Genomic DNA, 25,082 nt, shown 5'->3' on the forward strand with positions numbered 1-25,082 from the left:
TAGCACCTTTTATTCGTTTTGCAAGTTTTTTGGTAACTTTTTTTCAAACTTTTTTGCAAGACGCTGGAAAACAGAAGCCTATAGACGAACTTTTTTTTAGACTTTTCTCAGGCGGGTTCACAGAAACCGGGAAAACAGGGATGAGGAATTGTAAGCAGGGTTATTTCTAACAGAAAATCAAGTAAAATTTATATACATATATATAGGTAATACAGGCAAAATATGTTTCAACTCCATCAAAAGCAATAAAAAAGGTAGCCTTTCGAGACTACCTTCTTCTGTTTGGGCTATAAAAACCCTATTATGTTTTCGATTTTGCTACTTTTTCATTCCATGATTTAGCTAATTCCTGGTAATTGATATTGATACCCGGGTTTTGTTTCGGGAGTCTGCCTTCTTCAAAAGCCCTTACCAATATGGTTTCAATTAGAAAATCTTCCGGTACATTATACGGATTGTATTGTGCTTTTAAGTTTATACTAAAAACGCGAGCGGTCTTATTGGCCCAAAATGCCTTCCATCCGCTTTTTTGCTCCTTAATTAAATCAAAAGTGGTAGACCCCGTTTGCCTATGGATTAACTTTACGAGAATTTGCCCATCTCTACTGGACAATTTCTTCAGCTGTCCTTCGAATTCATTCACGAGATATTTTTCTACAATCTTAAAGTACTTCTTCTTTTCTTTTTCGGTCTTTAGTTTAGCCATTCCCTTTTCTAACGCAACCAACCTTTCGGCTGTAGCCTTTGCATAAGGATATACGCGTTGTACTCTTCTTTGCAAAATCAGGAAATTCTTTTTACTTTCTTCATCAATCTCTCCTTTTAATATGAGTACTTCATCCAGCTGGACTACCTTAATTGTATCCGGCTGATTCAGGTACTCGTCATTTTTATCTACCTGTGCATTTAATGTATTAGATAAAAGGAAGAGTAAAAAGAAATAGTTTATAGTTTTCATTAAGTTTGATTTGTTATGTAAAATTATATAATATATGGATAACTGTAATTTCAAATTTATATTTTAGCCAAAAAATAATCATATGGCATCAAAATCTATACTCAAAAAGTCTTCACTTGATTTTCTGGAAAACTATCTGAACAATGCGTCACCTACCGGATATGAATCCGGAGGCCAAAAAATCTGGATGGACTATCTAAAACCATACGTCGATACTTTTATTACGGATACCTACGGAACTGCTGTTGGTGTCATCAACCCTGAAGCGAACTATAAGGTCGTTATCGAGGGACATGCCGATGAGATTTCGTGGTATGTCAATTATATTACTGAAAACGGTTTAATTTATGTAATCAGAAATGGCGGTTCGGACCACATGATTGCTCCTTCAAAACGCGTCAATATTCATACCAAAAATGGAATTGTAAAAGGTGTTTTTGGTTGGCCGGCTATCCATACCCGAAATCGTGGTAAGGAAGAAGGCGCCAGAATTGATAATATTTTTATTGATTGTGGTTGCGAAACAAAAGAAGAGGTTGAAAAACTTGGCGTTCATGTTGGCTGTGTTATTACTTATCCGGACGATTTCATGGTTCTGAATGAAAACAAATTCGTTTGCAGGGCTATCGACAACCGAATTGGCGGTTTTATGATTGCTGAAGTTGCCCGACTGCTTCACGAGAATAAAAAGAAACTGCCTTTTGGATTGTATATTACCAATTCCGTTCAGGAAGAAGTAGGCTTGCGCGGTGCTGAAATGATTACCAAAACCATCAGGCCTAATGTTGCCATAGTTACGGATGTTTGCCATGATTCGACCACACCAATGATTGATAAAAAAATTGAAGGTGATACTCAAATTGGTAAAGGACCGGTTGTTACTTATGCGCCTGCCGTTCAAAACAATCTTAGGGAATTAATCCTGGATACGGCAGAAGAAAAGAAAATCCCGTTCCAGAGATTGGCTTCTTCAAGAGTTACAGGAACCGATACGGACGCTTTTGCCTACAGTAATGGTGGTGTTGCTTCGGCATTAATCTCTTTGCCTCTTCGTTATATGCATACAACAGTTGAAATGGTTCATCGTGATGATGTAGAAAATGTGATAAAACTGATTTACGAATCTTTGCTTAAAATTAAAAACGAAGAAACGTTTACCTACTTTGGTAAATAACACCTTTATATAATATTTAGGTATAAAACAAAAGTCCCGTTATTGATGAGATAACGGGACTTTATTTTGATTGATGATTTCTTATGCTTTTTTATGCGCTTTTATAAGTTCAGCTGCTTCAGTAGCATTTGATAGCTCAGCATGTTTTAATGCTGTAAATCCTTTTTCATCTTTTGTGTTTACCTTCGCTCCGCTTTCCAAAAGTAATTTTACGATTTCTACCTTATTGTAGCGTGCAGCAAACATTAATGGTGTCATTCCATTTGAAGTAGCATTGACATCTGTACCAAATTCTATCATTCTTTTTACAGTTTCAACATCTCCTTTAGCAATAGCCTGACATAAAGGACTTACGTTTTTAGCTTTTACAACAACAGTGTTTTCTGTTAGGGAATTAGTGTTAGCTGCAATAGCAACATTTCCAAATGCAAGTAATGCAATTCCTAAGTAAACGATTGATTTTTTCATGATGATTGTGTTTTAAATTATTTTTTGATTTGATTGTTACTTAATAGACGACTGTTTTTTTCTTTTGTTACAGTATTTTATTTTTCTAACATAACTTTAACATTTAGCGTTTTATGCTCCCTGTTACTTTCACACTACAAAGAACAAAAAAACCACGCAGAGTGTGGTTATCAGATAATTATGATTGTGTTAGATTATTTATTCAGAAATTCAAGCACATTTTTTTCGATGCGCTCATGAATATTGGAGATATCGGCTTTAAAAAACTGTTCTCCTAAAATGTTTTCATACAATTCAATGTATCTTTCAGAAACTGATTCTACATATTCTTCTGTCATTTCCGGAATCTGCTGTCCTTCCTTACCTTGAAAGCCATTGGCAATAAGCCATTGTCTAACGAATTCTTTTGACAGCTGTTTTTGGGATTCTCCTCTCTCCTGTCTTTCTTCATAACCTTCTTTATAAAAATATCTTGAAGAATCCGGTGTATTGATTTCATCAATCAAAACGATTTTTCCATCTTTTGTTTTACCAAATTCATATTTTGTATCAACCAGAATCAAACCTCTGTCGGCTGCAATCTGCGTACCTTTATTATAAAGCACTTTTGTATAGTTTTCCAATACTTCATAATCTTCTTCAGATACGATTCCTTTTTCTAAAATTGCCTCTCTTGAAATATCCTCATCATGCTCTCCGTTATCTGCCTTGGTTGTGGGTGTGATAATTGGTTCCGGGAATTTATCATTTTCTTTCATCCCATCAGGCATTGCAACACCGCAGATTTCTCTTTTGCCGGCTGCGTATTCTCTTGCAGCATGGCCTGACAGGTAACCACGTATAACCATTTCTACTTTAAACGGTTCGCATAAATGGCCAACGGCTACGTTTGGGTCCGGTGATGCAATGAGCCAATTCGGAACAAGATGTGAGGTCATTTCCATGAATCGGGTTGCAATCTGGTTTAATATTTGTCCTTTATAGGGGATTCCTTTGGGTAAAACCACATCAAAAGCAGAAAGCCTGTCAGTAGCAATCATCACCAAAAGTTCGTCATTAATATTATACACTTCACGAACTTTTCCTCTGTAAACAGATTTCTGTTTCGGAAAATTAAAATTGGTAGTAGTTATTGTGTTGTTCATTTCTATGGTTGTTGTGTTGTTTGTAAAGATGCAAAAGTAATTCGTTTGGCAGAGATACACAAAAGAAAAGGCTCGAAATAATACCTATTAATTAGTACTTCCGAGCCTTAGTCATTTTAATAATTGTTTTAAAACAACTGGTTATTTTTACTATTTTATATGTTTCTGCTTTAGCCTGGTGTAAGACCAAAAACATCAACCTGTTGCGTTATACTTTAATTTAATTATACACTGCTATTCTCAATCGTGGTTTTCAATTTTTTTATAGGCTTCTATTACTTTCTTAACCAGTCTGTGACGAACAATATCCTTATCATCAAGATAGATGATTCCTATTCCGTCAATATCTTTTAGTACCAGTAAAGCTTCTTTTAATCCTGAAATTGTCCTTCTTGGCAAATCAACCTGTCCCGGGTCGCCCGTTATCATGAATTTAGCATTTTTCCCCATACGGGTCAGGAACATTTTCATTTGTGAATGTGTTGTATTCTGAGCCTCGTCAAGAATAACAAATGCATTATCAAGCGTACGTCCACGCATGAAAGCCAATGGTGCTATTTGTATGATTCCTTTTGTGATATAGTCTTCCAGTTTTTCGTTGGGCAGCATGTCCCGTAGGGCATCATAAAGCGGCTGCATATACGGGTCCAGTTTTTCTTTCATATCACCAGGAAGAAATCCCAGATTTTCTCCGGCTTCTACCGCAGGACGCGTAAGTATAATCCTTTTGACCTGCTTCTCTTTTAACGCTTTTACAGCCATTGCCACGCCGGTATATGTTTTTCCGGTTCCGGCCGGACCAACAGCAAAGACCATATCGTTTTTGTTTACGGTGTCTACAAGCAACTGCTGGTTTGGCGTCATTGCCTTGATTATTTTTCCACCTACACCATGTACCAGAATTTTGTCATGGTCTGCCATTCTTTCCACCTGTTGGCTACCACCCTCAATAACTCTTTCAATAACATTATCGTCAATATTATTGTAGCGTGAAAAATGGAGCATCAGGCGCTGGAAGCGGTTTTCAAACTCATCTAAAACTTCTTTTTCTCCAAAAGCTTTAATCGTAGTTCCTCTGGCAACAATTTTTAGTTTAGGGTAGTATTTCCTAATAGTTTCAAGATGAGAATCTTGGGCGCCCCAAAAATCTTTTGGCGCAATATCTACGAGTTCGATTGTTCTTTCGTTCAAAAGCTATAGTATTAAATTAAAAATTATCTGGCTATTTTGTTAGCTTTGCATATCTCAAATTTAATAAAAATTTAGGCGCCTTGGCGTTAATGTTATAAACAATTTTATGTCAATAATTACCCTTACGACCGATTTTGGATGCAAAGACCACTTTGTCGGATCTTTAAAGGGTAAAATTTATTCTGAATATCCTGAAGCGAGGATTGTAGACATTTCACATGAAATTGATTTGTTTAATGTTTCTGAAGCCAGTTATATTGTTGGTGCTTCTTATTCCAGCTTTCCAAAAGGAACCGTACATATTATAGGCGTAGATTCTGAACTGCATCCCGAAACGCAGCATATTGCAATGCAATGGAACGACCAGTATTTTATCTGTGCTGACAATGGAATATTGAGCCTTTTGATTCAAAAAATCATTCCACAGAAAATTGTATCTATTAATATACACGACCGACTGGGAATCAATGCAACGGCTATGGACGTTTTTGTAACTGTGGCTTGTCATTTAGCACGAGGCGGATTGCTGAATGTTATAGGAAAGGAGATTACTAAAATAAAAGAAGTCACTGAATTGCAGGCTGTGGTTAGTCAGGATAATAATAGTATTAAAGGCTATGCTATCTATATTGACCATTTTGGAAATGTGGTGACTAATATTTCCAAGCAGCTTTTCACTAAAATAGGAAAAGGCAGGAAATATGAAGTCAGCTTTAAGAATTATAAATTAAGAACCATTCTTCCTAATTATTCATCGATTGTTAATTTTGAGCAGAATTCCATTAAATTTTATGAAGGAAAGGAGTTGGCTATTTTCAATGAGGCGGGATTTTTAGAAATCGCAATCTACCGTAGCAATCCTAATTCTGTTGGAGGCGCCTCCAGCCTGTTGGGATTAAAGTACCGCGATTTCGTAAGTATTAATTTTATTTAGCTTTATATATTTGGCTTTAAGCTTTAGGCTGTAAGCAGTAGGCTTTCTGCAATAGACAAATCACAAATCTTAAATCTAAAATCATAAATCACAAATTTACCTATCATAAAACTATGTTTGTACGAATTGTAAAACTGTCATTCCACGAAGAAAACATTCCTGCCTTTTTAGAAAATTTCGAATTGATGAAAGAAAAAATACGAAATGCGCCCGGAAATCGTTTCTTAGAATTGTATCAGGACAAAAATAACAAGTGTGTATTTTTCACATACAGTTATTGGGAAACAGAAGAAGATTTGGAAAACTACAGGAAGTCGGCGCTTTTTGACGATATCTGGACGTTTACCAAAAAATTATTTAATGATAAGCCCGAAGCGTGGAGCGTGGATAAGCTTGTGACGCTTGAATAATTTGGATTTATGATTTGAGATTTAAGATTTAAGATTTTTGGTGTAACTTGCCCCGTTATCAGGTAGGCTGTAGGCTGTAGGCTGTAGGCTGTAGGCTGTAGGCTGTAGGCAGATGACAGATGGCAGAAATCAGAAATCAGAAATTTGAAATCAACAATACACTATACATTATCAACAATCAATTATAAATGAAATCAATATTACTACGAGAAATCAAATCCTTTTTCGGTTCGCCGATTGGTTATTTGGTGATTGCTATTTTTCTGCTGCTCAACGGACTTTTCCTTTGGGTTTTTGAAGGCGATTTTAACATTCCCAATTCCGGATTTGCCGATTTGAGCCCGTTTTTTACATTGGCACCCTGGATTTTGATTTTCCTTATTCCGGCAGTAACAATGCGAAGCTTTTCGGATGAGAAAAAACAGGGAACTATTGAATTACTTTTTACCAAACCATTAGGCATCTGGGAAATTATTAATGGTAAATTCTTTGGTGCTTTCTTATTAATTGTAATAGCCATCATTCCTACTCTTATATATGTATTGGTTGTTTCCAATCTTGGAAATCCTGAAGGAAATTTGGATTTTGGAAGTACTTTGGGTTCCTATTTCGGATTACTTTTCCTGATTGCTTCCTATACAGCTATCGGGATTTTTACTTCAACACTTTCAGAAAACCAAATTGTAGCCTTTATCCTTTCAGTGCTTTTATGCTTTGTATTCTACTTTGGTTTTGACGGTATTTCAACTTATGCCGAAAGTTTTGACCTTATAGTAGCTTCTATAGGTATGGATTATCATTTTAAAAGTATGAGCCGTGGTGTTCTGGACACGCGGGATATTATTTATTTCATAAGCATCACGGTATTGTTCTTATCGCTTACCGCTTTTAAACTTAAATCTTTGAAATCCTAATGAAAGCGTCTAAGAAACAAAGCCTGAAGCAGCTCAGCATCGTTATTATTTTACTGATTGCAGCAAATATTGCCGGAAATTTCTTTTTTAAGCGTTTCGACCTTACAAAAGATAAGCGTTATACCTTGTCGAAAAGTACGCTTGACATGATTAAAAAGGTGGACAAGCCTCTTTATATTGACGTATTCCTTGATGGGCAATTTCCACCGGAATTCAAACGCCTGGAAGGGGAAACCAGACAAATGCTGGAAGAATTCAGGGCTTACAACTCCAACATCATTTTTAATTTCACAGACCCGTTGGCCGATGAGTCTAAGGCCGAACAATTCGTATCCGAACTGAATGGTCTTGGGTTCACTCCTACCAATATACAGAGCAATAAAAACGGAAAGAAATCTATGATTCAGGTTTTTCCGTGGGCTATTGCCAATTATGGTACAAAGTCGGTTCGCGTTCCTTTGCTGGTTAACAATTTTGGTAATAATGCCGATGAGAATATCAGCAAATCAGTACAGTTGTTAGAATTTGCTTTTGCAGATGCGCTTACAAAACTGGCCGTAACAGAAAAGAAAAAGATTGCCGTAATGAAAGGAAACGGCGAACTTAATGACAAATACCTGGCTGATTTTGTCCTTAACTTAAAAGAATATTACCTGATTGGAGAATTCAATCTGGATTCGCTTGCCAATGACCCAAACAAGACGATGCAGAATCTGGCTCATTTTGATGCCGCAATCATTGCCAAACCAACGGAGGCTTTTACCGATTCTGAAAAATACATTCTGGACCAATATGTCATGAATGGCGGCAAGACGCTTTGGCTTATTGATAAGGTTGCAGCGGATATTGACAACCTTCAAAACGAATCACAATCGGCTATGGCTCTTCCTGTGGAATTGAATCTTGATGATATGTTCTTTAAATACGGTATCCGTATCAACTATAATCTTGTAGAGGATTTATTGTCAACACCAATCACGGCACGTTCTGAAAATGGTGATTTCCCTATTGACTGGCTGTATTCCCCAATTGTAAAATCGGCCGAAAACCATCCAATAAATAAAAATGTTAATCTGGTTAAGTTAGAGTTTGCCAATCAGATTGATACTTTAAAAAACAATATCAAAAAAACGGTACTCCTAAAAAGTTCACCTCAATCCAGGGTGGTAGGAACTCCTGTAGAAATCAGCCTGCACCAGTTTATGGATGAACTGAATGAAGCCCAATATTCCAAAGGAAATCAAACATTAGGGGTATTGCTGGAAGGAAAATTTACTTCTGCTTTTAAAAACCGTGTGAAGCCATTTAAGGCGAATCAGGAACTTGATGAAGGAAAAGCTAACAAAATGATTGTGATTGCTGATGGTGATGTTATTAATTATACGTATGTCAATAAAAAGCCGTTGATGAATGGAATTGATCAATGGACACAACAGGTTTATGGCAATAAAGATTTCCTGATGAATTCTGTAAACTACTTGCTTGATGATACGGGACTTATCAACATTAGAGGTAAAAATGTAGAGCTTGCATTGCTGGATGAGAAAAAAGTTTCTGACAATTATACCTTTACCCAATTCCTAACTGTTGGATTACCAATCCTCATTCTCGCAATTTTCGGGTTAGTGTTTACCTACCTTAGAAGGCGGGCTTATAGCAAATAATGTTAATAAATTGGTTTTGTTTTAGAATTAGTTTAAGATATATTTGTGCAATGTAAAATATTTGTAGTTTTACAATCCTTATTAAATAAAAGACGAAAATGAAGTTTATAGTATCGAGTTCCTACTTATTAAAACAACTGCAGGTTTTAGGAAGCGTTATCAATAGCAGCAATACTTTGCCAATTCTGGATAATTTCCTTTTTGAGTTGGATAACAAACAATTGACCGTTTCAGCATCCGATTTGGAAACCACCATGTCTGCTACTTTAGAAATTGATTCTACAAGTACCGGAAGCGTTGCTGTTCCTGCAAAACTGCTTTTGGAAATTTTAAAGACTTTCCCGGAGCAACCGCTTACTTTTACTGTAGAGGAAAACAGTACTATTGAAATCAGTTCCAATTCCGGTAAATATGCATTGGCATACGCACCAGGTGAAGAATTCCCGAAATCTGTAAATCTTGATGACCCGTCTTCAACTATAGTTCCTGCCGGAGTTTTGGCTACAGCGGTAAGCAAAACTATTTTTGCTGCCGGAAACGACGATTTACGTCCGGTAATGTCGGGAGTATTTTTCCAATTCTCACCGGAAGGACTTACGTTTGTGGCAACTGATGCACATAAATTGGTAAAATATGCGAGAACCGATGTAAAAGCATCACAAGTAGCAGATTTTATCATGCCAAAGAAACCTTTGACTATCTTAAAAAATATCCTTGGAACTTCCGAAGCTGAAGTAACAATTGAATATAACGATTCCAATGCTACGTTTTCTTTTGACAACTACGTTTTGACCTGCCGATTGATTGACGGAAAATATCCAAATTATGAGGCTGTAATTCCAAAAGAAAATCCAAATAAGCTGATGATTGACCGTTCACAATTCCTGAGTTCGGTTCGTCGTGTTGCTATTTTCTCTAATAAGACAACGCACCAAATCCGTTTAAAAATTGCCGGTGCCGAATTGAATATTTCTGCAGAAGATATTGATTATTCAAACAAGGCAGAAGAACGTTTGACCTGCGACTATCAGGGTGACGACATGCAGATTGGATTCAATTCCCGTTTTTTAACTGAAATGCTGACCAATCTTCAATCTGACGAAATCATGTTGGAAATGTCCTTGCCAAACAGAGCCGGAATCCTGACTCCTGTTGACGGACTGGAAGATGGTGAAACCGTTACGATGCTTGTTATGCCAGTAATGCTTAATAACTAAAATCTTTTCAATGGCTCGCTCAATCATTAAAATATTTCCTTTTCTCGCATTGTTCCTGTTGGTTTCCTGTTCTGACGATGACGGAAGAAAATTAGGTGAAAATGGTTTTACTTTTAATGGCGGCTTTCATGTATTGAATAACGCTTTTGTCACAGACGAAAATATTGTAGATGACACTCCGGGTCCTATTTCTATTGTACTTTCGAATGTAAACCTGAACGATTCAACCGCAGTATCCAATATCAGCAAAATTTATTTTGATTTCAACGGTGTCAATCTGGAAGCCGGAACTATAACCGATATTCCTAATTATTCTATACAAACCGGCGGTGCCTATGTACAGAATGCAGATGATGAGAATTATACCTATGTTGACGGTACTTTTTTACTGAAAAACTCGGAAGCGGGACTTAATGCTACTGAAAAAACGGTTACGATTAATTCTGTATCTGAAAACAAAATCGATTTGACTTTCCAATTTACCCGAACAGATGGGCAAACATTCAGCGGAAAGTATATCGGATTATTTACTGACCTGAGCAGTACTGAATAAGCTACAACCAACCCTTTATACCAAAAATGCCGTAGACTCTCTCTGAGCTACGGCCTTTTTTTTAGTTGATAGTGATTAGTGGAAAGTGGATAGTGTCTAGATAATAGTTGATAGTTGATAATTGATAATGGTTAGTCGATAGTGGCTATTGTGAGATTTAGCACCAAATAAGCATCTATAAAAATCACTTTCAATAACTTATTCCTTTTACCTACTAAAAAGTATAAACTTAGCACCTCAAAACCTTAGTCTCTTAGCAACTTATTTATTACTTATCCTAATGAGCTTCTTATTCACAAATTCTTCAATTCCCAATTCAGAAAGTTCACGTCCGTAACCTGAACGTTTGGTTCCACCAAAAGGCAGATCCGGGCGGGATGCCACATGTTCGTTGATAAATACCATTCCTGTTTCAATCTGGCTTGCTACTTCGACAGCTTTGTCTATATTTTTGCTGAAAACAGAACCACCCAAACCAAAAGTAGAATCATTGGCCAAAGCTATGGCCTCTTTTTCGTCTTTTACTTTATAGAAAGATGCAACAGGTCCGAAAATCTCTTCATGGTAGGCTACCATGCCCGGTTTTATATCTGTTAGTATAGTCGGTTCATAAAAAGCTCCTTCCCTATCAATTCTTTTGCCTCCTAAGACAATTTTAGCTCCTGACTTTACGGTATCATTTACTTGTTTTTCAATTTTTTGGGCTGCTTCCTCACTACTTAAAGGACCTACTTCCGTATCTCTTTCCATAGGGTCGCCTACTTTTAGTCCGGTAACTTTTTCTTTGAATCTTTCCAGAAATTCATCAGCAATTTTCCCAACGGCTATAATTCTTTTTGAGGAAGTACAGGCCTGTCCCATATTTCCGAATCGCCCTTTTACTGCACTTTTTACCGCTTTGTCCAAATCGGCATCTTCCAGAATGATAAACGGGTCACTTCCACCCAATTCCAAAACTGATTTTTTCAAATTTTTTCCCGCGGCTTCTGCCAGACTTGCCCCTGCCTTTTCACTTCCTGTAAGCGACAAACCAACTATTCTTGGGTCTTCTGCCAGCTTGGCAATTCTTGAACTGGAAAGGAATAGATTGGTATAGATTCCTTCATCTGCTCCAGCTTCCCTAAAAATTTCTTCAATAGCAGCGGCACATTGCGGTACATTAGAAGCGTGTTTGACCATGATTACGTTACCAGCCATAATGTTTGGCGCGGCAACTCTGGCTACCTGATTATACGGATAATTCCACGGTTCAACCGCCAGTATAATCCCGATTGGTGTGTATCGGACAAAGGCTTTTCCGTCTTTTATTTCTATGGGCTTATCTTCTAAGTAATCAGCCGCATTTTTCGCATAATATTCATAGACTGAAGCACACATTTCAACTTCAGCTTCACTTTGGGCAATTAGTTTTCCCATTTCCAATGTAATCAACTTTGCCAGTTCTTCCTTCCTTTTTCTGAAGAGGGAAGCAACATTCATTAAAAGTTCTGCCCGTTGTTTTATGGCAATGGTTTTCCATTTCTGATAGGTCTTATCTGCCTGAGCAATTTTCTTCTCCACCGCTTCTTCGGAAAACTCTTCAAAGGATTTGATTTCTTTATTGTTATAGGGATTGATTGTCTTAATAGCCATTTTTAAATGTTTTAGGAGTATATAATTGTGCCTTACAAGCCGTTTTCGTGAAGTGCCAGCATTGGTATTTCAATCTTATAGGAGATTTTCTGGGTAAGGCTGGATGTAAAAAGGTCTTCCCAGAACCCTCTTTTTTCTGTAAGCATGGTCAACAAATCGATATGCTGGTTATTGATAAAGTCCTGTATGGTTTCCTTGACATCATCATGAGGAATAACAAAAAACTGTACCGGCCAGGCACTGCATCTTTCTTCCCATGCTTTTATATCTTCGTCTGAAAGTGACGTAAATGATTTTTTAACGTATAAGCTTTTTATGGTAGCGCCAAATTTTAAGGCAATTTCAACCAGACGCTGCAAAGCTTCAAAATCCTTTTCCCTATATAAATTGGTAAAGGCAATGGTTTTGATTTTTTTGTATTTCGCTTCAATCGGAATACTTAATACCGGAGCGGTCAGTGAAGTAATGGCCTCGCCTGTCTGCGAACCAAAAAGTGAATCGAACCATCCGGAAACACCACTCGTGCCCATAACCACCAAATTTATATTGTGTTCCTGAACCACATCCTGCATGGCATAGGTCAGGTCGCCCGATTTGAGCAGGTGTGACATCTGTATGTGTCCCATTCCATTTTTCTCGGCAATCTGTTTCAAATGCGGAATATAATCTTTGAAATGTGACATCTGCTGTATTTCGAGAGTATCGTACATTTCTTTAAAATTAATCGGGATTTCTGCACCGTCAATAATTGGCATATCAAAAGTATGGAGCAGGATGATTTCTGCTTCCAGCGAATCTGCCATTTTCAGCGCATATAGAAAAGCGTTGTCTGCGATTTCGGAAAAGTCGGTTGGAAAAAGGATTCGTTTCATTTTTCAGTTGTTTTGTATCTATAAAGTTACAAAAAAGTCCAACCCCAGGAAAATCACAGCGGCGAGTTTGCTTTTATTTAACATAGGCGTGTGGTTTTTGCTTATGGCAACTTTACTCTATCTTTGCATAAAATAATATATTATGGTTTCACAAGATACTATCGTTGCCTTAGCTACCCCATCCGGAGCCGGAGCCATTGCCATTATCAGGGTTTCAGGAAAAGACGCCTTGACGATTGCGGCTTCCGTGTTTGAGTCGGTTTCAGGAAAAGACCTCCTGAAACAGAAGACGCATACCATTCATCTGGGTCATATTATCGACGGCACGAAAGTATATGACCAGGTATTGCTTTCTATTTTTAAAGGCCCAAATTCCTATACAGGTGAAAATGTAGTGGAGATTTCATGCCATGGTTCGACTTATATACAGCAGCAGATTATACAGCTATTGTTACGTAAAGGATGTAAAATGGCAGAACCGGGAGAATTTACGCTCAGGGCTTTTATCAATGGTAAATTAGACCTTTCACAAGCGGAAGCTGTAGCTGATTTGATTGCTTCAGAAAATGAGGCTTCGCACCAAATCGCCATGCAGCAAATGAGAGGTGGCTTTTCGAATGAAATTGCCAAACTGCGTGAAGAACTGCTGAATTTTGCTTCTCTTATTGAACTGGAATTGGATTTTGCTGAAGAGGATGTTGAATTTGCCGATAGAACGCAATTTTATGATTTATTGGAGCGTATCGAGTTTGTATTGAAACGTCTTATTGATTCGTTTGCCGTGGGTAATGTTATCAAAAACGGAATTCCGGTAGCTATTGTGGGTGAACCTAACGTGGGAAAATCTACGCTTTTGAATGCCTTATTAAATGAAGAACGTGCCATCGTTTCAGAGATTGCCGGAACCACCCGCGATACGATTGAAGATGAGTTGGTCATTAACGGTATCAGCTTTAGATTTATTGATACAGCCGGAATCCGTGAAACAAAAGATGTCGTAGAAAGTATCGGTATCAAAAAGACTTTTGAAAAAATAGAACAGGCACAGGTTATTGTTTATCTTTTGGACAGCTCGGGGATTTTAGATTTCAGATTTCAGACTTCAGATAGCAACAAGTTAGATAATGTAAAGATTGAGGTTGAAAAAATAAGAAATCAGTTTCCTTTAAAACCTTTGATTATTATTGGTAACAAGGCTGATACGCTAACCGAATCTCAAATCCAAAATCTCAAATCAGAAATCCCAGAAATACTTTTAATTTCAGCTAAAGAAAACACCAATATTGAAGCCTTAAAAAACCAACTTCTTTCTTTTGTAAATACGGGTGCTTTGCGAAATAATGAAACGATTGTGACTAACACAAGGCATTATGATTCGTTATTAAAAGCGTTGGAAGAAATACAAAAAGTAAAATTTGGGCTTCAATCCAGTATTTCAAGTGATTTGATGGCTATTGATATTCGACAGGCTTTGTATTACTTTGGCGAGATTACAGGCCAGGTTACTAATGATGAATTATTGGGGAATATTTTTGCGAATTTCTGTATCGGCAAGTAAAAGGTATAAAAAACACATAAATCACAAACCAGTTAAAGCCCATAAAACAGCAATTTAGCTGGTTTTTCCATTTTATCGATAATGCCAATCTTTTTTCCTATAGTCTATTAAATATTTTTTTTGCTTCTTCTATATTATATGAAATTCTATCGTCTTGACTTATTAAGTCATTAAAAATATCTATAAACTTATTAAAGCCATCTTTGTCATACTGAACAATAACAGGAAACAGTTGACTTGCCTGATAGTATTTTTTATTTTTTAAAGCACTTTGCATAGCTTGTTCTATTTCTTGTAAAAGCGGTCTGCAATTTTTCTTTAGAAGGAATTCTTTTAGATTTGATTCAAAAAAATGATCCCCATAAATATTCAAAAAATATTTAATGTAAGGATATAATTCTTGCTCACTTTTTCCTTTTAATGTTGCAACAGATAATGCATCTGTTATTACATCATATACATTATCCTGATTATATAGTCTGTGAGGTTCAAAATTTTTTATTTCATCCCATTTTTCGGAAATAAACCTATCCAGTTGTTTAAATCCATCCGGTATTGACCATGCAAGTAAAATAAGCATTGCCTGATAAGCAATATATTTGTCATCATTATGAAGAAGCAATTTTAATTTTTCAACTCTTTCTAAATCTATTTTTTCAAGGAGTTGTACTTCCCTTAAATCATAACCTTCGTAACCATCTTCGTTATAGTGGTAAAGGAGTTCGTGTATATGATTGTCCATTTTTAATTACGTAATCATTCTGAATTAAACCATTACTTCTAACACATTAGATCTTGTGTCTAAAAAATCAAAGGCAAATATTATAATCAAACATTTTACCATTGGTAAAGGTAAGTTTAAATTCTTTATAAAAATTTTAAAGCTTTGACTAAACTATGTATTTCAATCTTTATATTAAATCTGCATGTTAACCAGTTATTTTGTTTTTTCATTTTTAGATAGTTTCCTTTAAAAACAATTTCTCTCTGATCAACATTTTTAATCATTTTAATTAATCAAAAGTAAAAAAATCATACGTCTGAAAAATCGTATTTTTTTATTGATTATCTTTATTGGCATCAGAGAACTTTGGATACTAATTCCTGGTTAGTAGTAATCTAAACTGAAAAGTATGCTTTCAACTTTATCTCGAAAAATGCTAATGTGTCTTACAGGGCTTTTTCTAAGCTTCTTTCTCCTGATTCATTTCCTGGGAAACCTCCAACTATTTTTACCACAGGAACAGGCGCATCTTCAATTTAATGCGTATTCCCATTTTCTGTCCGGAAATATCCTTATTAAATTAGTTTCATATATACTGTATGCAAGCATTATCCTCCACGCAATTGATGGTTTGGTCATTACCTTAAAAAACAAAAAAGCAGGCGGAAACTACCAAGTGGAAAATCGGGGAAGAGCAAGCAAATGGTACTCCAGAAATATGGGCGTTTTGGGCACACTGATTTTAATTTTCCTTGTCATCCACTTTCAGAATTTCTGGTATGTCTACAAATTCGGAAATCCGCCTTTGGATGCCAATGGAAATAAAGACTTATATATAATCGTAGTGAATGTCTTCCAGGAATGGTGGTATGTCCTTATTTATGCCATTTCGATGATTGCTTTATGTTATCATTTGATTCACGGAATTCACAGTGCCGCCAGAACTTTGGGATTGTACCATCCGAAGTTTGTAAGATGGTTCCAAAGAGTTGGTATCGCCTATTCTGTTATCATCAGTATAGGATTTGCATTAATGCCTTTTTACATATTCTTCACTTACCGCTAAATTGAAACAGTATGGTTTTAGATTCAAAAATACCCGAAGGCCCTTTAGAAAAAAAATGGGAGAACTATAAAAAAACGGCAAAACTTGTAAATCCGGCTAACCGAAAAAAACTGGATGTCATTGTTGTTGGAACCGGTCTGGCAGGGAGTTCCATTGCTGCCTCATTGGGAGAAATGGGTTATAATGTAAAATCATTCTGTTTTCAGGATAGCCCGAGAAGGGCGCATTCTGTTGCAGCGCAAGGCGGTGTAAATGCTGCAAAAAACTATAAAAATGATGGAGATAGCGTCTACAGAATGTTTGTTGACACCTTGAAAGGCGGAGATTTCAGGGCCCGGGAAGCTAATGTATATCGAATGGCAGAATGTTCACTGAACCTGATTGACCAGGCGGTTGCACAGGGTGTTCCTTTTGGAAGAGAATACGGTGGTTATCTCAACAACCGTTCTTTTGGGGGCGTTCAGGTAAGCCGTACTTTCTATGCAAGAGGACAAACCGGACAGCAATTGCTATTGGGTGCTTATCAGGCTTTGATGCGACAAGTCGGGAAGAAAAGCGTACAACTATTTTCAAGACATGAAATGCTCGACCTGGTTGTGATTGACGGAAAAGCAAGAGGAATTATTGTCAGGAATCTGGATACAGGAGCAATTGAACGACATGCCGCACACGCCGTGGTTTTGGCAACCGGAGGTTATGGAAAAATATATTATTTGTCAACTCTGGCTATGGGATGCAACGGTTCTGCCATCTGGAGGGCGCACAAAAAAGGCGCACTAATGGCTTCACCAAGCTGGATACAGGTTCATCCTACTTCCCTGCCCCAATCTGGTGATTATCAGTCAAAATTAACGCTGATGTCCGAATCCTTACGAAATGACGGGCGGATATGGGTGCCATCCAATAAAAACGAAACCAGAAAAGCGAATGATATTCCTGAAAATGAAAGGGATTATTATCTGGAAAGAAGATACCCGGCGTTTGGAAATTTAGCCCCAAGGGATATTTCCTCAAGGGCTGCAAAGGAAAGAATTGATGCCGGTTTCGGGATTGGCCCTTTAAAAAATGCGGTCTATCTTGATTTTTCCAAAGCCATCAAAGAGCAGGGAAAAGAAAAGATTCAGGAGAAATATGGAAATCTTTTTGATATGTATCTTAAAATTACCGGATATGATGCGTATCAGGAACCAATGATGATTTCCCCATCCGCACATTTTTCTATGGGCGGGCTCTGGGTGGATTATGAATTGATGACGACCATTCCGGGGTTATTTGCATTGGGAGAAGCCAATTTTGCAGACCATGGAGCCAATCGATTAGGTGCCAACTCCTTACTACAGGCTTCCGTTGATGGCTATTTTATCGCTCCTTACACCATAGCAAATTATTTATCGAATGAAATTCATACCGGAAAAATAGCTACTACTACTCCAGAGTTTGAAGAAGCTGAGAATCATGTGAAGCAGCAAATTGAAAACTTCATCTCTATCAAAGGAACAAAAACGGTAGATTATTTCCATAAAACCTTAGGAAAACTGCTCTATGATTATTGCGGACTGGCTAGAAATGAAGAAGGATTAAAATATGCCATCAACGAAATCAGGAAACTGAAACAGGAATTTTATAAAGATGTGAAAGTTTCCGGACAAGGAAACGCAATGAATAGCGAACTCGAGAAGGCTGGCCGTGTGGCAGATTACTTCGAAATTGGCGAATTGATGTGTTATGATGCGTTAACCCGGAATGAATCCTGTGGCGCCCATTTTCGGGAAGAATTTCAAACACCTGACGGAGAAGCGTTACGAAACGATGCTGAATTTCAATTTATTTCTGCCTGGAATTGGACGGGTGAAAATAAGGAACCGGAGCTCGTCAAAGAACCGTTGATTTTTGAAGAAGTAAAACCGACGGTTAGAAGTTATAAATAAGAAAAACACAGGAATTATGGATTTACACCTGAAAATATGGAGACAGAGAGACCGTCAAAGTGAAGGGAAACTGGTAAATTATGATCTTACTGAACTTAATCCACATATGTCATTTCTGGAAATGCTGGATACTTTGAATGAAAAGCTGATTCTTGAAGGCGATGAACCCGTAGAATTTGACCATGATTGCCGTGAGGGAATTTGTGGGCAATGCGGGATGATGATTAACGGTATCGCACATGGGCCTCTAAAACAAACAACCACCTGCCAGCTTCACCTTCGTTCCTTTAAAGACGGTGAAACGATTTTGATAGAACCTTTTCGGGCAGAGGCTTTTCCTGTCAAAAAAGACCTTAAAGTTGACCGGTCGGCATTTGACCGAATTATCTCTTCCGGTGGATTTGTTTCGATAAACACAGGCCAGGCTCCTGATGCAACAGCCATTGCCGTTACGCATCAGACGGCTGAAGAAGCATTCGATGCCGCAGCCTGTATTGGTTGCGGGGCTTGCGTGGCTACCTGTAAAAATGCCAGTGCAGCCTTATTTACATCTGCAAAAATCACGCATATGATTTCGCTTCCTCAAGGAAAGGAAGAACGCAGTGAACGTGTGTTGAATATGGTACGACAAATGGATGCTGAACACTTCGGACACTGCTCAAATACAGAAGCCTGTGAAGTCGAATGCCCTCAGGGTATCTCTGTCCTGAGTATTGCAAGAATGAATTATGAATATAACAGAGCTTTGTTTTTCAAGAAAAAATAAATATTGAACGATTTCAGATTATAGCAATAAATTACTAAATGAATAAGGGTGCCTTTAAAAAGACACCCTGTAAATTCTACTCACTTCTTTTTAGCTATTACATAGGAGGTAAAAGTACCTTATTAATTACATGCACAACACCGTTAGAAGCCTGAACGTCAGTTGCTGTAATAGTAGACACTCTACCATTAGCATCTCTTATAGAAGCTCCTCCTTGAGTATTAACCGTAAAGTTGCTACCCTGGAATGTAGTCACGCTCATATTATTCATAAGCGATGCCGCCAATATATTTTGTCCTGCTACCACATGATACTTTAGAGTATTTTCCAGTGTTGCCTGTGGAATCTGTGACAGACCCGTAAGGTTAAGTTCGGTCAACAGGCTGGCAAATGCTGAATTGGTTGGTGCAAATACCGTAAATGGTGAATTTTGTGTACCAGAAAGAATGCCAGCAAAGTCAGGCTGATCGTTTCTTGTAAGTGCCTGAACAAGGATCGAAAAATCAGGATTGGCAATGGCATGGCTCGTCACAGTAGGCAAATCAATAACATTTCCAACAATGTGTACTACACCATTACTTGCCATTACATCGGCTGTAGTTACTGTGGCACCTCCGTTGGCTGCACCTCCATTGATCACAACCCCATTAGCTGTATTGATATACATACTTAATGTGTTGGTTGCCGATGCACTTCCTTTGGCCATTGTCTTAACATAGCCGGTAGTAAGTGACGACGATGTAACAGCACCTGAAATAACATGGTTGAGCAGTATTTCCTTAAGAACCGGAACCGGAACAGCATTCAGATTCGCAAATCCTTTTTGTTGCAGGAATGCCGTAAACGCCTGATTAGTTGGTGCAAATACTGTAAAACTTCCGTTTCCGTCAAGAGTTGCCGCTAAGTCAGCTCTATCAAGAGCATCTACCAGCAAAGAAAGATTAGCATTCGATGAAGCTATATCAACAATGGTATTGCCCTGTGGCATTTGCTCATTATCATCATCACTGCACGATGACACAACTGGAATAAAAGCAAGGGTGAGTATTGCAATCCCCTTTCTGAAAAAATTTCTTTTCATAAGTTCTATTTTTAGGTTAGTGTCTCAAAATTATAATACAAAATTTTGTTTAACAAAAACACTTAAATAATTAAACAAAAAATTAATTTTTGTTTAGGTAATAGTTATTTATAGCTGTACTATAAATTACAGAAAGTCTCTAAACAGAAGGCAATTGAATTACTAGAGAATAAAAAATAGGAAGAAAGGCTGAACAAAACCATATGATTTGCTAATGTAAAAGTTTAGATTTAAAATCTAATACCCATATTTGCAGTATAGTTATGATAATTTTGCAGCAATATCCTGCAACGTAGTAAAAAGAGTAAGGCTATCCCTATCACCCATTGTCAGTTCGGCAACACGGCGGCCTACTATCCAAAGTTGTGAATGGTTGTCTCGTACCTTTTCGAGCAATGCTTCAACATATTCATCGAGCGGTTTTTCTTCAGGCAGTACCGTCATATAGGTGATGAAAGTAACACCTCTGAAAAGCTTGGTAACCTCTGACAGGCTATCCAGCGGAATACTGCTGCCCAGATACACACAACCATGACCGTAGGAAGTGATTAAATATTGCAGGAACATCAGACCCAACTCATGGATTTCGCCAAAGGGAAGGAAAAGTACATACGCAGGCAACGTGCCTTTTCTGACCCTTCTGCTACACAAAGAAATTTGCTGGATTAATACCATACGTATCAGGCAACTGATAAAATGTTCGTGAGCCGGTTGGATAGTTCCGGCCTGCCACATCAGGCCAATCTCTTGTAAGAATGGTATATAATATTCATTGAAAACTCTTTCAAACGGCATTTTTGCCAATAGGTGATCTGTGGCATCCAGAAACAGTGGTTGGTCAAAAGTCATCATTGCCAGCTTGAAGAGATGGAGTGTATGTTTGATGTCCTCCCTGCCAACACGAATTTCGCCCACCATCATCTCGATTTCCTCTGTCCTCATTTTGGCTACTTTAGAAATCTTCACTCCGTAACCTGTCAGAAGTACCACATTAAGAAGCTTACGCAATTCATCAAGACCATAATAACGTAAGTTATTTTCGCTCCGCTCTGGTGAAAGAAGACCATATCTTTTTTCCCAAATGCGTATTGTATGTGCTTTTACCCCAGATAGTCCCTCAAGGTCTCCAATAGAAAATACAGTCTTGATGTTGCTCATCGATTAAGGATTTAATACTTAATTGCAAAAGCCGGAAGCTCTACTTAAGAACACAAAAATAAGAAATTTGTTTAACAAAAATACATAATTGTTAAACAGAAAAAAATGTTTATGTATATTTGTATTTTATTTAAACAAGTAGATAAAAATAATATACAACCAATGGAGTTTCAAATGTCATTTAGCAATCTCAAAAAGCAAATCGACAATATCGAAACCCACTCCTGTGCTTTGCTCCAAAATTCTTTCCCGTTAGCTGACTGTCATTTAATAATTACAATCGTCCAATACAAAATAAATAATGGAAAATATAGCAAATACCTACATTGTGGCGGGTGCAAGTAGCGGAATTGGTCTTGAGCTTGCCACTTTGCTCATACACCATGGATTTGAAGTGTGCGGCCTCAGCCGTAGCCCGGGAGCGCTTAACGGTCACAAGCTTTACAGACACTACTCACACGATTTCCTTAGTGATGAACCGCTGCCAGATATTACCGTTAAAGCTGCGGGACTGGTGTACTGTCCGGGAAGTATCATGCTTAAGCCTCTGGCAAGGATATCTAAAGAAGATGTCAACAAAACTATAACTTTAAATGCTACTGCTGCGCTTTTATTTGTACAACAGTATCTGGCTAATATAAAAAACACAAAAGACCCTTCTATACTCCTCTTTAGCAGCGTAGCTGTTCGGACGGGAATGCCTTTTCATGCTGCAACTGCAATGGCCAAAGGTGCCGTAGAAGGTCTTACCCTTGCCATGGCTGCAGAACTGGCACCCGATGTGCGCGTAAATGCCATTGCACCTTCCCTAACAGATACACCGCTAGCAGCTGGACTGCTTAATACAGAAGCAAAAATTCAGGCCGCAAAGGCACGGCATCCCATGAATACTTTCGGCACATCAGCAGAAATTGCTAAGGTTGCCTTTCATATGTTGACCGAATATCGTTGGGTAACAGGACAGGTTTATAATATTAATGGAGGTCTTGGAACTATAATTAAATAGGCATGAAGATACTTTTGACAGGTGCAACAGGATATATCGCACAACGGCTCCTTCCGGTGCTGATGGCGCAAGGACATGAGGTAATATGTCTTGTGCGCAATAGCCGCAGGTTTGACACCGGAAAATTTACGGGAATTATTCCTCCGAAAATTTTGGAAGCAGACTTATTGATACCTGAAAGTCTTACTTCCGGAATACCAAAAGATATTGATGCTGCCTATTATCTGGTGCATTCTATGAGTGCCTCAGGCGAATTCACATCACTGGAAGAACAAGCAGCCCGTAATTTTACAGAAGCAATAGGAAAGACAAAGGCTCAGCAGGTCGTCTACCTCAGCGGGATTATTAATGACTCAAAGCTATCACCACACCTTGCCTCCCGCAAAAATGTGGAAGATATACTTGCTTCCGGCCATGTTCCGCTTACTTCTTTGCGGGCAGGTATTATTGTAGGTTCCGGCAGCGCCTCCTTTGAGATAATACGTGACCTGGTGGAAAAACTGCCTGTAATGGTAGCTCCAAAGTGGCTACATACCAGATGCCAGCCTATCGCCATACGGAATGTTGTTGAATTTCTTGCCGGAGTGTTGCTTCAAAAGCAGACCTTTGACAAACATTATGATATTTATGGTCCTGACATACTGACCTACAAACAGATGTTGATGTACTTTGCTTCCGAGCGTGGATTACAGCGTCGGATTATTACTGTGCCTGTAATGACACCGAAGCTCTCCTCCTATTGGCTTTATTTTGTCACTTCCACTTCATATCCACTGGCAAAAAACCTGGTGGATAGTATGAAAGTGGATGTTGTTGCAGTTCCTAACAACCTTGCCGGGTTATTGAAAATCCAACTTATATCCTATCGCGAGGCTATAGCTCTGGCATTTGGAAAGATTGAACAGGACATGGTGCTCTCTACCTGGAAAGACGCACTCGGTTCAGAACGCCAGGCGCGCCTTTATTCCACAGTTCAGGTACCTGAATTTGGGGTTTTTAAAGATGTCAAAACCATGAAAGCCACAGACCCGCAACAGGCCGCAAATAGAATTTTCGCAATAGGAGGCACAGCAGGTTGGTATTACGCAGACTGGCTCTGGAGTTTTCGAGGCTTTCTTGACAAACTCTTTGGAGGTGTCGGTCTTAAACGTGGGCGCAGGAATGCCTCTCACATCTCTACGGGAGAGTCACTTGATTTTTGGAGGGTTTTGTATGCTGACCGTGAAGAAATGCGACTTCTCCTATATGCTGAAATGCGATTGCCCGGTGAGGCATGGCTGGAATTTACCATCGCTGATGGCATTGTTAAACAAACCGCAACTTTCCGCCCTCTGGGCCTTTTGGGCAGATTATACTGGTACTTTGTTCTTCCATTTCATTATTTCATATTTAACGGCATGATAAAAAAGATTGCATCGTGAAAAAGAAGTTGAATACTTTCAATGACCGGGATCTGGACAGGATTATAGAAATGGCCTGGGAAGACCGTACGCCGTTTGAGGCCATAACATTACAATTTGGACTTACGGAGGGAGAGCTTCGTAAACTGATGCATAAAGTATTACGTCCATCCAGTTACAGAAATTGGCGAAGCCGGATTGAACAGTGCAAAACAAAACATGCATCCAGACGCTTTCAAGGTATCACCCGCTTTAAGTGCAGCAGGCAACGAATTATTACAAACAATAAAATCTCCAAGCGTTGAAACGTGTCGCAAAATCAAACCTCCCAACAAAAACTTGCATTCACTGTGGATTGTCCTTCACCTGGAGAAAAAAATGGAAAAAAGATTGGGATAATGTAAGATATTGCAGTGAACGATGCAGAAAAGGGAAATGATAAATATGTAATTTTTAAGTTCCTAAACCTTCCTTATTTAATAAAGTTTCTATAGTATGTAAATTTTAAAAACCTAAACAAAAGTTAAATACTATTAATAATTTCAAATGTAATAGCATTACTATTAATTTTGCGTGTAAATTTTACAAAATGAAAAGTTTACTAGCGTATTTAAAAATCCAGGTAAATCCAAAAATTTACCTCAAGGATCCGCAAACTTCCAAGCTGGGACGTAAAATCGTTCAGGAAAGTATCAAACTTATTGATGAAGTGGGATTTGACAACTTCACTTTTAAGAAACTTGGAGAACGTATCGGTTCTAATGAAAGTTCGCTATACCGCTACTTCGAAAATAAGCATAAGCTGCTAGTATACCTTTCTTCCTGGTATTGGAGTTGGATGGAATACAGGATAGTATTTGCTACAGCTAATATTTCTGATCCTTCCGAAAAGCTGCGCCAGGCCATAACGCTTGTAACCGAGCAGATAAAAGATGACGCAAGCACAGACTACATTGATGAATCTGTATTAAACCGTATTATTATTGCAGAATTTACCAAGACTTTTTTGACCAAAGAAGTTGATGAAGAAAATAAGGAAGGTTTTTTCTTAATTTACAAACAGGTGATTAATAGAATTGTAGCTATGATTATTGATTTAAACCCTGATTTTCCCTATCCAAAATCTTTTGCATCAAGTATTGTGGAAGGTTCGCTCCATCAACATTTTATTAAAGACCATTTTAAAACGATCACGGACTGCAATGAAAAAGTCAGCCCCACTGATTTCTATTTATATCTCATCACATCGTTAAATAAGTAAAA

At 38.0% G+C, this 25,082-nt stretch carries 25 protein-coding genes; 16 read left to right on the forward strand and 9 right to left on the reverse strand.

The features are described 5' to 3' along the window. Nucleotides 1–301: 301 nt before the first annotated feature. Entirely contained in the window at nt 302–958 is a 657-nt protein-coding gene (locus tag BGO88_RS02840; protein WP_273238180.1) for a DUF4294 domain-containing protein, read from the reverse strand. A gap of 82 nt (nt 959–1,040) precedes the next feature. On the opposite strand from BGO88_RS02840, the gene BGO88_RS02845 reads away from it, so the two are divergent. Further along, entirely contained in the window at nt 1,041–2,132 is a 1,092-nt protein-coding gene (locus BGO88_RS02845; protein WP_056071344.1) for a M42 family metallopeptidase, read from the forward strand. An 81-nt stretch (nt 2,133–2,213) separates the two neighbouring features. On the opposite strand, the gene BGO88_RS02850 is transcribed toward BGO88_RS02845, so the two are convergent. The 3 genes from BGO88_RS02850 to BGO88_RS02860 all read right to left on the reverse strand — a co-directional run bounded on the left by BGO88_RS02850 (nt 2,214) and on the right by BGO88_RS02860 (nt 4,936). Next, nucleotides 2,214–2,600 carry an ankyrin repeat domain-containing protein gene (locus tag BGO88_RS02850; protein ID WP_286705897.1) on the reverse strand — a complete coding sequence of 129 codons (387 nt, stop codon included), beginning with the start codon at nt 2,598–2,600 and terminating at the stop codon, nt 2,214–2,216. Between the two features lie 194 nt (nt 2,601–2,794). Beyond that, nucleotides 2,795–3,745, reverse strand: coding sequence for a phosphoribosylaminoimidazolesuccinocarboxamide synthase (locus BGO88_RS02855; protein ID WP_101471975.1), 951 nt, complete (start codon nt 3,743–3,745; stop codon nt 2,795–2,797). 240 nt (nt 3,746–3,985) lie between these two features. Beyond that, entirely contained in the window at nt 3,986–4,936 is a 951-nt protein-coding gene (locus BGO88_RS02860; RefSeq protein WP_056071337.1) for a PhoH family protein, read from the reverse strand. Between the two features lie 106 nt (nt 4,937–5,042). Here BGO88_RS02860 and BGO88_RS02865 point away from each other — a divergent pair, with 106 nt between their 5' ends. From BGO88_RS02865 to BGO88_RS02890, 6 genes are all read left to right on the forward strand, one after another. Further along, the gene (locus BGO88_RS02865; RefSeq protein WP_056071334.1) at nt 5,043–5,870 is read left to right on the forward strand and encodes an SAM hydrolase/SAM-dependent halogenase family protein; all 828 of its coding nucleotides are present in this window, start codon (nt 5,043–5,045) and stop codon (nt 5,868–5,870) included. A 113-nt stretch (nt 5,871–5,983) separates the two neighbouring features. Then, nucleotides 5,984–6,280 carry a putative quinol monooxygenase gene (locus BGO88_RS02870; protein ID WP_056071330.1) on the forward strand — a complete coding sequence of 99 codons (297 nt, stop codon included), beginning with the start codon at nt 5,984–5,986 and terminating at the stop codon, nt 6,278–6,280. 188 nt (nt 6,281–6,468) lie between these two features. Then, nucleotides 6,469–7,194, forward strand: a complete 726-nt coding sequence (gene gldF / locus BGO88_RS02875; protein WP_286705898.1) for a gliding motility-associated ABC transporter permease subunit GldF — start codon at nt 6,469–6,471, stop codon at nt 7,192–7,194. Then, the gene (gldG, locus tag BGO88_RS02880; RefSeq protein ID WP_286705899.1) at nt 7,194–8,858 is read left to right on the forward strand and encodes a gliding motility-associated ABC transporter substrate-binding protein GldG; all 1,665 of its coding nucleotides are present in this window, start codon (nt 7,194–7,196) and stop codon (nt 8,856–8,858) included. The genes gldF and gldG overlap by 1 nt, the downstream gene beginning before the upstream one ends. Before the next feature lie 98 nt (nt 8,859–8,956). After that, complete coding sequence (dnaN, locus tag BGO88_RS02885) at nt 8,957–10,075, forward strand: DNA polymerase III subunit beta (protein ID WP_056071321.1); 1,119 nt, start codon at nt 8,957–8,959, stop codon at nt 10,073–10,075. A 10-nt stretch (nt 10,076–10,085) separates the two neighbouring features. Further along, a complete protein-coding gene (locus BGO88_RS02890; protein ID WP_286705900.1) occupies nt 10,086–10,628 on the forward strand; it encodes a hypothetical protein in 543 nt (180 codons plus the stop codon). Nucleotides 10,629–10,889: 261 nt separating this feature from the next. On the opposite strand, the gene BGO88_RS02895 is transcribed toward BGO88_RS02890, so the two are convergent. Both BGO88_RS02895 and BGO88_RS02900 read right to left on the reverse strand, forming a co-directional pair. Continuing rightward, nucleotides 10,890–12,260 carry an NAD-dependent succinate-semialdehyde dehydrogenase gene (locus BGO88_RS02895; RefSeq protein WP_286705901.1) on the reverse strand — a complete coding sequence of 457 codons (1,371 nt, stop codon included), beginning with the start codon at nt 12,258–12,260 and terminating at the stop codon, nt 10,890–10,892. Between the two features lie 32 nt (nt 12,261–12,292). Then, the gene (locus BGO88_RS02900) at nt 12,293–13,132 is read right to left on the reverse strand and encodes a universal stress protein (protein WP_286705902.1); all 840 of its coding nucleotides are present in this window, start codon (nt 13,130–13,132) and stop codon (nt 12,293–12,295) included. Between the two features lie 142 nt (nt 13,133–13,274). Here BGO88_RS02900 and mnmE point away from each other — a divergent pair, with 142 nt between their 5' ends. After that, on the forward strand, nt 13,275–14,690 hold the full coding sequence (gene mnmE, locus BGO88_RS02905) for a tRNA uridine-5-carboxymethylaminomethyl(34) synthesis GTPase MnmE (RefSeq protein ID WP_286705903.1): 1,416 nt from the start codon (nt 13,275–13,277) through the stop codon (nt 14,688–14,690). A 97-nt stretch (nt 14,691–14,787) separates the two neighbouring features. Here the strand turns inward: mnmE and BGO88_RS02910 are convergent, their stop codons facing one another. Beyond that, on the reverse strand, nt 14,788–15,432 hold the full coding sequence (locus BGO88_RS02910; protein WP_286705904.1) for a hypothetical protein: 645 nt from the start codon (nt 15,430–15,432) through the stop codon (nt 14,788–14,790). Between the two features lie 391 nt (nt 15,433–15,823). Between BGO88_RS02910 and BGO88_RS02915 the strand changes: the two genes are divergently transcribed. Genes BGO88_RS02915 through BGO88_RS02925 form a run of 3 tightly spaced genes read left to right on the forward strand, consistent with a single transcriptional unit; the run spans nt 15,824 to nt 19,174 of the window. Next, nucleotides 15,824–16,480, forward strand: a complete 657-nt coding sequence (locus BGO88_RS02915) for a succinate dehydrogenase cytochrome b subunit (RefSeq protein ID WP_286705905.1) — start codon at nt 15,824–15,826, stop codon at nt 16,478–16,480. A gap of 11 nt (nt 16,481–16,491) precedes the next feature. Continuing rightward, entirely contained in the window at nt 16,492–18,408 is a 1,917-nt protein-coding gene (locus BGO88_RS02920) for a fumarate reductase/succinate dehydrogenase flavoprotein subunit (RefSeq protein WP_286705906.1), read from the forward strand. Between the two features lie 16 nt (nt 18,409–18,424). After that, a complete protein-coding gene (locus BGO88_RS02925; protein WP_286705907.1) occupies nt 18,425–19,174 on the forward strand; it encodes a succinate dehydrogenase/fumarate reductase iron-sulfur subunit in 750 nt (249 codons plus the stop codon). Nucleotides 19,175–19,271: 97 nt separating this feature from the next. Here BGO88_RS02925 and BGO88_RS02930 read toward each other — a convergent pair whose 3' ends face one another. Together BGO88_RS02930 and BGO88_RS02935 are read right to left on the reverse strand one after the other, a co-directional pair. Then, the gene (locus tag BGO88_RS02930) at nt 19,272–20,255 is read right to left on the reverse strand and encodes a fasciclin domain-containing protein (RefSeq protein ID WP_286705908.1); all 984 of its coding nucleotides are present in this window, start codon (nt 20,253–20,255) and stop codon (nt 19,272–19,274) included. A gap of 261 nt (nt 20,256–20,516) precedes the next feature. Beyond that, complete coding sequence (locus BGO88_RS02935) at nt 20,517–21,413, reverse strand: MerR family transcriptional regulator (protein ID WP_286705909.1); 897 nt, start codon at nt 21,411–21,413, stop codon at nt 20,517–20,519. Nucleotides 21,414–21,714: 301 nt separating this feature from the next. Between BGO88_RS02935 and BGO88_RS02940 the strand changes: the two genes are divergently transcribed. The 5 genes from BGO88_RS02940 to BGO88_RS02960 all read left to right on the forward strand — a co-directional run bounded on the left by BGO88_RS02940 (nt 21,715) and on the right by BGO88_RS02960 (nt 25,080). Then, entirely contained in the window at nt 21,715–22,419 is a 705-nt protein-coding gene (locus tag BGO88_RS02940) for an SDR family NAD(P)-dependent oxidoreductase (RefSeq protein ID WP_286705910.1), read from the forward strand. A 2-nt stretch (nt 22,420–22,421) separates the two neighbouring features. Further along, nucleotides 22,422–23,840: an SDR family oxidoreductase gene (locus BGO88_RS02945; protein WP_286705911.1), complete on the forward strand. Its 1,419-nt coding sequence runs from the start codon at nt 22,422–22,424 to the stop codon at nt 23,838–23,840. Further along, nucleotides 23,834–24,124 carry a TIGR03643 family protein gene (locus tag BGO88_RS02950; protein ID WP_371417597.1) on the forward strand — a complete coding sequence of 97 codons (291 nt, stop codon included), beginning with the start codon at nt 23,834–23,836 and terminating at the stop codon, nt 24,122–24,124. The genes BGO88_RS02945 and BGO88_RS02950 overlap by 7 nt, the downstream gene beginning before the upstream one ends. After that, nucleotides 24,121–24,258 carry a DUF2256 domain-containing protein gene (locus tag BGO88_RS02955; protein WP_286705913.1) on the forward strand — a complete coding sequence of 46 codons (138 nt, stop codon included), beginning with the start codon at nt 24,121–24,123 and terminating at the stop codon, nt 24,256–24,258. The genes BGO88_RS02950 and BGO88_RS02955 overlap by 4 nt, the downstream gene beginning before the upstream one ends. A gap of 150 nt (nt 24,259–24,408) precedes the next feature. Next, complete coding sequence (locus BGO88_RS02960; protein ID WP_056071280.1) at nt 24,409–25,080, forward strand: TetR/AcrR family transcriptional regulator; 672 nt, start codon at nt 24,409–24,411, stop codon at nt 25,078–25,080. Nucleotides 25,081–25,082: the final 2 nt, after the last annotated feature.

The sequence above is a fragment of the Flavobacterium sp. 38-13 genome (genome assembly GCF_001899155.1).
GTDB lineage: Bacteria > Bacteroidota > Bacteroidia > Flavobacteriales > Flavobacteriaceae > Flavobacterium > Flavobacterium lindanitolerans.

Coding starts and splice junctions, on each gene's coding strand:
- BGO88_RS02840 (WP_273238180.1), bottom strand. CDS start 958: ATGAAAACTATAAACTATTTCTTTTTACTCTTCCTTTTATCTAATACA.
- BGO88_RS02845 (WP_056071344.1), top strand. CDS start 1,041: ATGGCATCAAAATCTATACTCAAAAAGTCTTCACTTGATTTTCTGGAA.
- BGO88_RS02850 (WP_286705897.1), bottom strand. CDS start 2,600: ATGAAAAAATCAATCGTTTACTTAGGAATTGCATTACTTGCATTTGGA.
- BGO88_RS02855 (WP_101471975.1), bottom strand. CDS start 3,745: ATGAACAACACAATAACTACTACCAATTTTAATTTTCCGAAACAGAAA.
- BGO88_RS02865 (WP_056071334.1), top strand. CDS start 5,043: ATGTCAATAATTACCCTTACGACCGATTTTGGATGCAAAGACCACTTT.
- BGO88_RS02870 (WP_056071330.1), top strand. CDS start 5,984: ATGTTTGTACGAATTGTAAAACTGTCATTCCACGAAGAAAACATTCCT.
- gldF (WP_286705898.1), top strand. CDS start 6,469: ATGAAATCAATATTACTACGAGAAATCAAATCCTTTTTCGGTTCGCCG.
- gldG (WP_286705899.1), top strand. CDS start 7,194: ATGAAAGCGTCTAAGAAACAAAGCCTGAAGCAGCTCAGCATCGTTATT.
- dnaN (WP_056071321.1), top strand. CDS start 8,957: ATGAAGTTTATAGTATCGAGTTCCTACTTATTAAAACAACTGCAGGTT.
- BGO88_RS02890 (WP_286705900.1), top strand. CDS start 10,086: ATGGCTCGCTCAATCATTAAAATATTTCCTTTTCTCGCATTGTTCCTG.
- BGO88_RS02895 (WP_286705901.1), bottom strand. CDS start 12,260: ATGGCTATTAAGACAATCAATCCCTATAACAATAAAGAAATCAAATCC.
- BGO88_RS02900 (WP_286705902.1), bottom strand. CDS start 13,132: ATGAAACGAATCCTTTTTCCAACCGACTTTTCCGAAATCGCAGACAAC.
- mnmE (WP_286705903.1), top strand. CDS start 13,275: ATGGTTTCACAAGATACTATCGTTGCCTTAGCTACCCCATCCGGAGCC.
- BGO88_RS02910 (WP_286705904.1), bottom strand. CDS start 15,432: ATGGACAATCATATACACGAACTCCTTTACCACTATAACGAAGATGGT.
- BGO88_RS02915 (WP_286705905.1), top strand. CDS start 15,824: ATGCTTTCAACTTTATCTCGAAAAATGCTAATGTGTCTTACAGGGCTT.
- BGO88_RS02920 (WP_286705906.1), top strand. CDS start 16,492: ATGGTTTTAGATTCAAAAATACCCGAAGGCCCTTTAGAAAAAAAATGG.
- BGO88_RS02925 (WP_286705907.1), top strand. CDS start 18,425: ATGGATTTACACCTGAAAATATGGAGACAGAGAGACCGTCAAAGTGAA.
- BGO88_RS02930 (WP_286705908.1), bottom strand. CDS start 20,255: ATGAAAAGAAATTTTTTCAGAAAGGGGATTGCAATACTCACCCTTGCT.
- BGO88_RS02935 (WP_286705909.1), bottom strand. CDS start 21,413: ATGAGCAACATCAAGACTGTATTTTCTATTGGAGACCTTGAGGGACTA.
- BGO88_RS02940 (WP_286705910.1), top strand. CDS start 21,715: ATGGAAAATATAGCAAATACCTACATTGTGGCGGGTGCAAGTAGCGGA.
- BGO88_RS02945 (WP_286705911.1), top strand. CDS start 22,422: ATGAAGATACTTTTGACAGGTGCAACAGGATATATCGCACAACGGCTC.
- BGO88_RS02960 (WP_056071280.1), top strand. CDS start 24,409: ATGAAAAGTTTACTAGCGTATTTAAAAATCCAGGTAAATCCAAAAATT.